The organism is Nocardiopsis halotolerans DSM 44410, assembly GCF_000341065.1.
Lineage (GTDB): Bacteria > Actinomycetota > Actinomycetes > Streptosporangiales > Streptosporangiaceae > Nocardiopsis > Nocardiopsis halotolerans.
Map to the genome: position 1 here is coordinate 1 of NZ_ANAX01000331.1, position 8,960 is coordinate 8,960.

Consider the following 8,960-nt stretch of genomic DNA (forward strand, 5'->3'; position numbering starts at 1 on the left):
CGTCGTCGGGGCCGGTACGGAAAGAACCCGGTTCCGTCGGGGCCGGAGGAACGGGGTGTGGGCCCTGGCGTCCAGGCCGCCCCGCCCGTGCCCCGGCACACCACCACAGTGAGGAGGAAGGGGCTTCCTTCCCTGCCCCAGGGCAGGGGCGCCCGCCCCGAACACCTGATGACCTATCTCCTTGGTCTGCGCATGCGGGACCGTGACGTCCTCGTCGTCGGAGGGGGCCGCGTCGCCCAGCGCCGCGTCCCCGTGCTGATCGAGGCCGGCGCCCGCGTCACCCTTCTCGCCCCCGAGGCGTCCGCGGCCCTGGAGGACCTCGCGTCGGCAGGGCACCTCACCTGGCACCGGCGCCCCTACGCGGCGGGCGACGTCTCCGGGCCGGACGCTCCCGCCTACTGGCTCGTCCACGCCGNACGACCCCGGCGTGAACGCGGCCGTCGCCGAGGAGGCCGAGCGCGCCCGCGTGTGGTGCGTGCGGGCCGACGACCGGCACGCCTCCTCCGCATGGACCCCCGCCAGCGGCACCGCGAGCGGGATCACCGTCGGCGTCGTCGCCTCGGGCGACCCCCGCCGTTCGGCCGGCCTGCGCGACGCCGTCATCGAGGGCCTCGCCGACGGCACCCTCGACGCCCGCCGCGGACGCGAACGCCTCCGGGGCGTCGCGCTCGTGGGAGGGGGCCCCGGTGATCCCGGTCTGATCACGGTCCGGGGACAGCAACTCCTCTCCCAGGCCGACGTGGTGGTGGTCGACCGGCTCGCCCCGACCTCCCTCCTGGACCGGCTGTCCGCCGACGTGGAGATCGTCGACGCCGCCAAGATCCCCTACGGCCGCTCCATGACCCAGGAGGAGATCAACGCGACCCTGGTCGACCGCGCACGACGGGGCAAGTTCGTCGTGCGGCTCAAGGGCGGTGACTCCTTCCTGTTCGGCCGCGGCGGCGAGGAGGCCGCGGCCTGCGCCGCCGCCGGGGTCCCCGTCATCGCGGTACCGGGTGTGACCAGCGCGCTCGCCGCCCCGGCCAGCGCGGGCATCCCCGCCACCCACCGGGGCGTGGCCCAGGACGTGCACATCGTCTCCGCACACGTCCCACCGGGGGACGAGCGCTCCACGGTCGACTGGGACGGGCTCGCCCGTGCGGGCGGCACCGTCGTGGCCCTCATGGGGGTGGAGCGGATCGAGGCGGTCGCCGACGCCCTCGTCTCCCACGGGCGGCCCGCGGACACCCCCGTCGCCGTGGTACAGGAAGCCACACTGCCGGGGCAGCGGACCGTCACGGGTACGCTGGCCACCATCGCCGCCTCCGCCCGATCGGCCGGAGTGCGGCCCCCGGCGGTGGTGATCATCGGAGAAGTGGTCAAAACAGCGCGGGATCTTGACATACTGCACACGGGGACCCAGTTCGAGACCCGTCGACTGGCGACCGGGCGCGATCTCCAGTAAGACCTCCGCCCGCGGCGTACGTCGCTCACGCGGCGGGGACCGTCAGCACCGATGAGGAGGGCACACCGATCATGACCCGGCCGTCGGCCGCACCGGGAACCACCGGTCCCGGTGCCCCGGACCGGTTCGGAACCGGACCGGCCGCCACCTCCCACCAGCCCGCACAGGGTTCCGGACCCGCGCCCGAGGCGGACACCGGTGCCCGACGGGGGCCCACCGCCCCGGTCCCCGCCGGACCGGCCAAGCACCGTGCACCCGAACCCGACGAGCACCACTTCGAACAGGTCCTGGAAGGACTGCGCAGGCACATCCGCGACCTGGAGTTCGCCGACGGCCTGCCGGGCGCCGAGGAGGGCCGCGCCCTCCGGACCGACGTGCTCGCCCAACTGTCCGACTACGTCCTGCCCCGGGTGCGCCGTCCCGACATCCCCCTGCTGATCGCGGTGGCCGGATCCACCGGCGCGGGTAAGTCCACCCTGGTCAACAGCCTCGTCGGTGAACAGGTCACCACCACCGGCGTGCGCCGCCCCACCACCAACAGCCCCGTCCTGGCCTGCAACCCCGCCGACGTCGACTGGTTCAGCGAGGCCTCCTTCATCCCGTCCCTGCCGCGTGTGCGCCAGCAGGGCCTGGCGATGCCGGGCAAGGACGGCATGCTCGTACTCGCCGCCACCGAGGCCATGCCCCCGGGCGTGGCCCTGCTCGACACCCCCGACGTCGACTCCGCCGTCGCCGCCCACCACGAGTTCGCGGCCAAGTTCCTCGACGCCGCCGACCTGTGGATGTTCGTCACTACCAGCAGCCGCTACGCCGACGCGCGCGTGTGGGAGTTCCTCCAGGTAGCCCGCGACCGCGACACCTCCCTGGCCGTCGTGCTCTCCCGGGTGCCGCGCAGGGGCCGCCGCCAGCTCCTGGACCACTTCGGCGCGATGCTGGAGGCCAACGGACTGGGTACGGCCGCGCGGTTCGCCATCCCCGAGACCGACCAGATCCGTGGAGAGCGCTTCACCTCCAACGTCGCCGACCACATCCGCGACTACCTGGCGGACGTGGCGGGCGAGGCCGGGCAGCGCGACCGCGTCTCGCGGCGCACCTTCATCGGCGTCATCGACAGCTTCCGCACCCGGGTGCCCGAACTGGCCCGCCAGGTGGAGGCGCAGATCGAGACCGGCCGCACGCTCACCACCATCGTCGACGACTCCTACGCCACCGCACGGCACCGCGTCGACACCGGCCTGGGCGACGGCTCCCTGCTACGCGGATCGCTGCTGGCGCGCTGGCAGGAGGTCACGGCCGGGGGCGAGCTCGCCAAGAGCCTGCGTCCGCGCGGCAGGCGGGCCCGGAAGGGCGGACGCGCCGAACAGGCCGAACGCGGTCAGCGGGTGGACGCCCTGGAACGCGCCGTCCGCGACGCCCTGGAGGCCCTGGTGGTCTCCAGCTGCGAACGCGCCTCCGAGGAGATCGAGCAGAGGTGGCGCCAGGTGCCCGGAGGCGGGGACCTCGCCACCAAGGCCCTCAACCAGCCCGGGACCGGCCTGCTGGCACAGCAGATCCGCCAGGAGATCACCGAGTGGCAGCGCGGAGTCGCCGAGATGACCACCGCCAGCGGCGCCACCAAGCGCTCCGTGGCGCGGTTCGTCACCTTCGACCACGACGTCGTCGCCCTGGTCCTGATCATCGACCTGCTCGGCTACGAGCGGTCCCGCACCGGAGGCGGCGCCCACGCGGCCGACGGCTCCGGACCCTCCCCGCAGCGCCTGCTCAAGGGGCTGTTCGGCGCCCAGTCACTGCGTAGCATCGGCAGGTCGGCACGGGATGACCTGCGCAAGCGCGTCCTCGGGTTGATCGAACGCGAGCGCGCGCCCTTCGACGGCGCCCTGGCGTCGGCCGGGATCCCGTCCGAGGACAGCGCCGTCCAGCTCTACCAGGCCACATACAACCTTGAGATAGCACGATGACGACTCAGTGGAACCCCGCGCAGGCGCAGGGGGAGCCCGGTGCGGACGCCCGCGCCGAGGGTGAGGACCGCGAGAGCGGACGGCCCGCCTCCAACGCCTGGAGCGACGAGCGCACCCGCGGTGACGCGGCGTCCGAGAACGGCCCCTGGCGCGGGTACACCGTGCCGGTCCCCGAGCACCCCGACCACGCCGTGTCCGAGGCGGGCACCGAGGATCCCGCCTACGACGGGATCGCGGGCTACCCGGACCCCTCCGGCTCCGGCTCCCCGCACAGGGCCGTCCAGCGCGACGAGGACGCGCGGGAGGGAGGGGACCCCGCCCGGGACGACCGGGGCGGTCCCCAGGCCCCGCAGCGGCGCTCTGGGCGGCACGCGCGGTCCTCGGTCGCCGAGCGCGGCCGTGAGGACGTACGCGGCGCCGACGTCCGGGGTGCCGACACCGAGGACCACGAGGACCCCGACGGGCTCGCCGGATGGGTCGGCAGCCTCGCCGAGGCGGCCGACGACACCCGCATCGCCGGACGCAACACCGGTGCCTTCCAGGTCGTCGGCCAGCAACAGGACGGCGAGGCCGACCCGGAGGCCCGCGCCAGCGAAACCTCCGCTCGGGGCGCCCGTACCGGCGCGCCCACCTGGGTCCCGGGACCGGACGGTGACGAGCACTCCGGTGACCACGGGGAGGGGGACGCCGAGGCGCGGGGGGACACCGCCGCGCCCGAGCCCACCGACACCGCCGACGGAGGGCCGGAGGAACCCGAGCCTCTGCCCCGCCGCGTTCCCGGCCCCTCCGCCGTCTCCGGTGCCTTCCGCGCCGTGGGCCCCGACACCGGGACCGACGACAGGAAGGCCGGGGAGGAGGACGAGGAGTACCGTCCCACCAGCCACGACACCTGGCGGCCCACCCGGTCCACCACCCGGGCCGAACTGATCGAACGCCTGGACGCGCTGGCCACCCTCACCGACCTGGGCCGCGACGACCTGCCCCAGGAACTCACCGCGAGGTCCACCCAGCTGCTCGACCACGCGGGGGCCAGGCTGCGGCTCTCGGGTGACCACACCGTGGTCGCCCTCGCCGGGGGCACCGGCAGCGGCAAGTCCTCGCTGTTCAACGCCCTGTGCGGACTCCAGCTGTCGCAGACCGGCGTCACGCGCCCCACCACCTCCAAGGCGCACGCCTGCGTGTGGGGCCACGAGGGCGCGGACGCCCTCCTGGGCTGGCTGGGCGTGCCGACCCGTTACCGGCACTCGCGTACGAGCGTGCTGGACTCGGGCAACTCCGAGCTGACCGGCCTGGTCCTGCTCGACCTGCCCGACCACGACTCGGTCCGCAGCATGCACACCGCCGAGGCCGACCGGCTCATCGGTTCGGTCGACCTGCTGGTGTGGGTCCTCGACCCGCAGAAGTACGCCGACGCGGCCGTCCACCACCGCTACCTGGCCCAGATGGCCGGGCACGGAGCGGTCACCGTCGCCGTCCTCAACCAGGTCGACAAGGTGGAGTCCGACGAGCTGGAGGAGCTGCTCACCGACCTCCGCCGCCTTCTGGAGAGCGAGTCGGGGGTGCACCCGCGGGTGATCACCACGTCCACGGTCACCGACCAGGGCATCCGCGACCTGCGCGAGTTCCTCGCCGAGACGGTGCGCGAGCGGCGCGCCCTGGTGGACCGGCTGGCCGCCGACCTGGAACAGGTCATCGAGCCCTTCGGCGAGTTCCACGGCGAGGAGCCCGTGCCCGAGACCGTCCCCGCCGAGGTGCGCAACCGCGTGCAGGACGGCCTGGCCAACGCGGCCGGGGTGTCCGCGGTCGCCGACGTCACCGAGACCAACGACGTCCGGCGCGGCAGGCGTCAGGTCGGCTGGGCNNGCAAGGACCCGCTCGCCGCGGTCCAGCTCGACTTCCTGCGCCGTGACAGCGAGAACGGCGTGGGCGGTCCGGTGGACGCGCACGAGGCCGAACTGGATACCGTGCTGGGCGAGGCCGCCGACAGCGTCTCCGAGGGGATGCCCGCGGTCTGGCGCCGCCGGATGCGCGCCGCCGCGCGCGGGGGAGTGCCCGAGCTCCCCGCGGAGTTGGGGGAGGCCGTCGCCGGAGCGGTCGGCGATCCCGACCAGAGCCCGTCGTGGTGGAAGGCCGCGCGCACGGCCCAGTACGCGATGCTCGCGGTCGCGGGCGCCGGTCTGGCCTGGATGGTCGTGTGCCTGCTGAGCTGGCTGGGAGGCGGCATCACCGGACTGGGCGTGTTCGACGATCCGGTGTTCGCCGCCTACTCCGGTGCCCTGGTGGTCGCGGCCCTGCTGGTGGGGTGGCTGACCGGTGTGGGCTGCGGAAACCTCGTGGAGGTGGCCGCGGTGCAGCGCCGCGAGGACGTGGAGAACAAGGCCCGTGCCCGGGTCAGGGAGATCACCGGTCAGCGCGTGGTGGAGCCGATGGAGGCAGAACTGGCCAGATACCGGGCGTTCCGGGCGGCCTACGAGGTGGCCAGGGCCGCGGACTGACCTGGCGGTCCCGGTGGGGGCGGACGGAGTCCCACGGGAAGCGCCCGTCTTCGGCGGCCCGGGGCGAGCGGTGCGGAGCCGCTCGCCCCGGGCCTTGTCAGACTAGATCCAGATGATGTTAGTGCCCACGTCAGGCTCCTTGGGTCGAGTGCTGTCAGGGAGGGGACGGGCAGGATGTCAGGCGGTCGACACCCTGTGCCATGAGACAGCTACCGTCACGGGTCCCCCACGCAGGATGCCCCAAAACGCCGCCGGAGCCAACCCTCGTAAGCCCCCGCGAGACCCCTCCGCCGCGCGTGACGGGGGCCCTGCCTACGGCTTCGCACAATGAGCAACTAATATATTACTCAAGGTAATGTAAAGTGGTTTCGGTAACGGCGGCACCACGCTACGAACAACTTTTCGGGTTCACGGGTACCCAACGGTCGTAACCGAGTGGCACCGTAAGGGAACGCGGGGCAAATCCAGGCCGTCGAAGGGAGAACTGTTGGAGGCGGTGGGCCCATCAGAGACGGATGCGGGGTCCTGATGGCAGTCAGTGAGCAGGGAGGGAGGACGGAGCCGTGAGCATCTCGGAGAAGCCGATGCGGGCCGAGGAGGCGCCAGCCCACGGTGATCGGGCACGTTGGCCGTTCCTACAGCAGCCCCGAGGTCTGATCGTCTACATGGGGCTGCTCCTGTCCACCACACTGTTCCTGTTCGGGGTGGCCTCGGCCATGTTCACCTTCGTGTGGGTGGACCTGGCCACCTTCGTGGCCCTCCTCCTCTGCGCGGCCTGCGGGGTTGAGGCGATCCGGCGGTTGGGCCTGCCCGCGGGGGTGTCCCGCGACCTGCTGGGCGCGTGGTGGTTCCCCGCCATACTCCTCCTGCCGCCCCTGTACGCGCTGCTCCTCCCCGTCCCGGTCTTCGTCCTGCTGCAGTTGCGCTCCCGGCGGGCGTTGGTGCACCGACGGGTGTTCAACGCGACCGCCGTCGCACTGTCGGGCTTCCTGTCCTCGGTGATCTGGCACAGCGTCCAGAGCGGCAGTCTCATGGTGGGACTGGGCGGCGCTCCCGATCCCCACGAGAGCCTGGGCACCGTCGCCGGCGTGTTCGTGGCGCTGTTGTGCTGCGCCTGGTTCACGGTCTTCAACACGTTCATCGTCGTGGTGGCCGCGCGGATGAGCGGCGGCTCCGGCCAGCGCTTCTCGCCCATGTGGGACCGGGAGGCCTTCACCGTGGACGCCGTCGAATTATGTGTCGGCGTCACCGTCGCCATCCTCGCCCATCTGTCGCTGTTCCTGCTGGTCATCGCCGTCCCTCCGGTGTTGCTGCTCCAGCGCAGCCTGCTCTACCAGCAGCTCCAGATGGCCGCGCGGACCGATCCCAAGACGGGGCTGCTCAACGCCCCGACCTGGGAGCAGGAGGCGTCGGTGGAGATCGCCAGGGCCCGCTCCTCGCGGGGCAGGGCGGCGGTGCTGATCATCGACATCGACCACTTCAAGAGGGTCAACGACAACCACGGGCACCTGTTCGGCGACCAGGTGCTGCTCGGCGTGGCCACCACCATCGCCCAGCAGCTGCGTCAGTCCGACCTGCTCGGGCGGTTCGGCGGGGAGGAGTTCGTGGTCCTGCTGCCCGGTTCCGACTCGGCCGAGGCCTGGCGGGCGGCCGAGCGGCTGCGGTCCCAGGTGGGGTGCATGGAGATCGCGGTGGACGACGTGCCGGTGTCCATCACCATCTCGATCGGCGCGGCCGTCATCGGCGACCACGGGAACGACCTGGTGGAGCTGCTCACCGCGGCCGACCTCGCGCTCTACCGGGCCAAGGAGACGGGCCGTAACCGCGTGTGCCTGCCCGCGGGGCGTCCTGGAGTCGGGGACAAGATCCCCGGACCTCGGGGAGGGGAGATCTCCGGTCACACGGGTCCCGTGGACTCCAGCGGCCACACCGAACTTTCCTGACCCGCGCGTGCGCGGTCCGACGCCGTTGTCCACAGCCTCGAGGAGGTCGTTGCGCGGAGCCGTCGCATCACGCACCGTGAAGACATGCACTCTGACCAGCCACACCGCCCTCTCCGCCCCTCGGACCCCCACCACCCCCTCGACCCCACGCGAGAAACCGACGATCCGCCCGCGTCCGCACAGTCCCCGGACGGCGGCGCCGTCCCAGCCCCCCGCGGCCCCGACGGGGCGCCGCCGTTCCGTGCCCCCGTGTCGGGGACCGCCCTCACCCTGACCAACCCGACCGACATCATCGCCACCCTGCCCTACCTGGTGGGTACGCCGCCCGACCCCGGGATCGTGGTCCTCGCCGTGCGTGGCAGGGGCGTGCACTCGGCGTTCTGCGGTGACCTGGACCGGCTGGCCACCGTCGAGAACCGGATGGAGCGTGCCGTCGCTCCCGTCGACATGGCCGCGGCCGAGGGGTGCACGTCCCTGGTGGTCGTGGCCCACGGGCCGCCCGAACGGGTCACCCCCTACGTCGACGCCCTCCTGGCCGCGGCCCGGGACCGGAACTTGACCGTCATCGACGCGCTCCGGGTCACCGGCGGTCGGTACTGGTCCTACACCTGCACCAGGGCCGACTGCTGCCCGGTCGAGGGCACCGTGGTCAACGTCGACGGCTCCACCGTCCCGGCCAGCGCGGTCCTGCACGGGATCGTCCCGGCGCGTCCCCTCCACGCCGCCACGGCCGAGAGCGAGCGGGCGGCGGCCGTCCTCGAACCCGTCCGGGGCGCCGAACGGGTCGCGATGGACACGGTCGCCGGAGAGGTGGAGGCACGTGCCCGACGGCTCCTGGAACAGGGGATGCGGGGAGCCCTCACCGACCGGGGCCTGACCGCCGTGCTGGCGGCGGTGCGGGCCGAACGGGCGGGCCGCGGTGTCACCGACCGGGAGGAACTCGCCTGGCTCGGCGTGTACCTCACCGAGATCCGCGTGCGCGACGAGGCGTGGGCGCGGATCACCGCCGAGGCGGCCCCCGAGCACCAGCGGTTGTGGGCACGGGTCACCCGACACCTGCCGCGGCACCAGCGCGCCGCGCCCGCCTCACTGCTGGCGGTCGCCGCGTGGCAGCGCGGGG

4 protein-coding genes and 1 pseudogene are annotated in these 8,960 nt (G+C 73.1%); all 5 read left to right on the plus strand.

Features of this window, described 5'->3' with window-relative positions; translation table 11 throughout:
- The first annotated feature begins 168 nt into the window (after window positions 1-168).
- A pseudogene (gene cobA / locus D455_RS31590) lies at window positions 169-1,444 on the plus strand (uroporphyrinogen-III C-methyltransferase).
- Window positions 1,445-1,515: 71 nt separating this feature from the next.
- A complete protein-coding gene (locus D455_RS0124430) occupies window positions 1,516-3,402 on the plus strand; it encodes a dynamin family protein (RefSeq protein WP_017573303.1) in 1,887 nt (628 codons plus the stop codon).
- Complete coding sequence (locus D455_RS0124435) at window positions 3,399-5,897, plus strand: GTPase (RefSeq protein WP_017573304.1); 2,499 nt, start codon at window positions 3,399-3,401, stop codon at window positions 5,895-5,897. The genes D455_RS0124430 and D455_RS0124435 overlap by 4 nt, the downstream gene beginning before the upstream one ends.
- 563 nt (window positions 5,898-6,460) lie before the next feature.
- On the plus strand, window positions 6,461-7,840 hold the full coding sequence (locus D455_RS0124440) for a sensor domain-containing diguanylate cyclase (protein WP_017573305.1): 1,380 nt from the start codon (window positions 6,461-6,463) through the stop codon (window positions 7,838-7,840).
- Between the two features lie 249 nt (window positions 7,841-8,089).
- On the plus strand, window positions 8,090-8,960 hold an 871-nt coding region (locus D455_RS31595; protein ID WP_017573306.1), incomplete at its 3' end, for a DUF4192 domain-containing protein.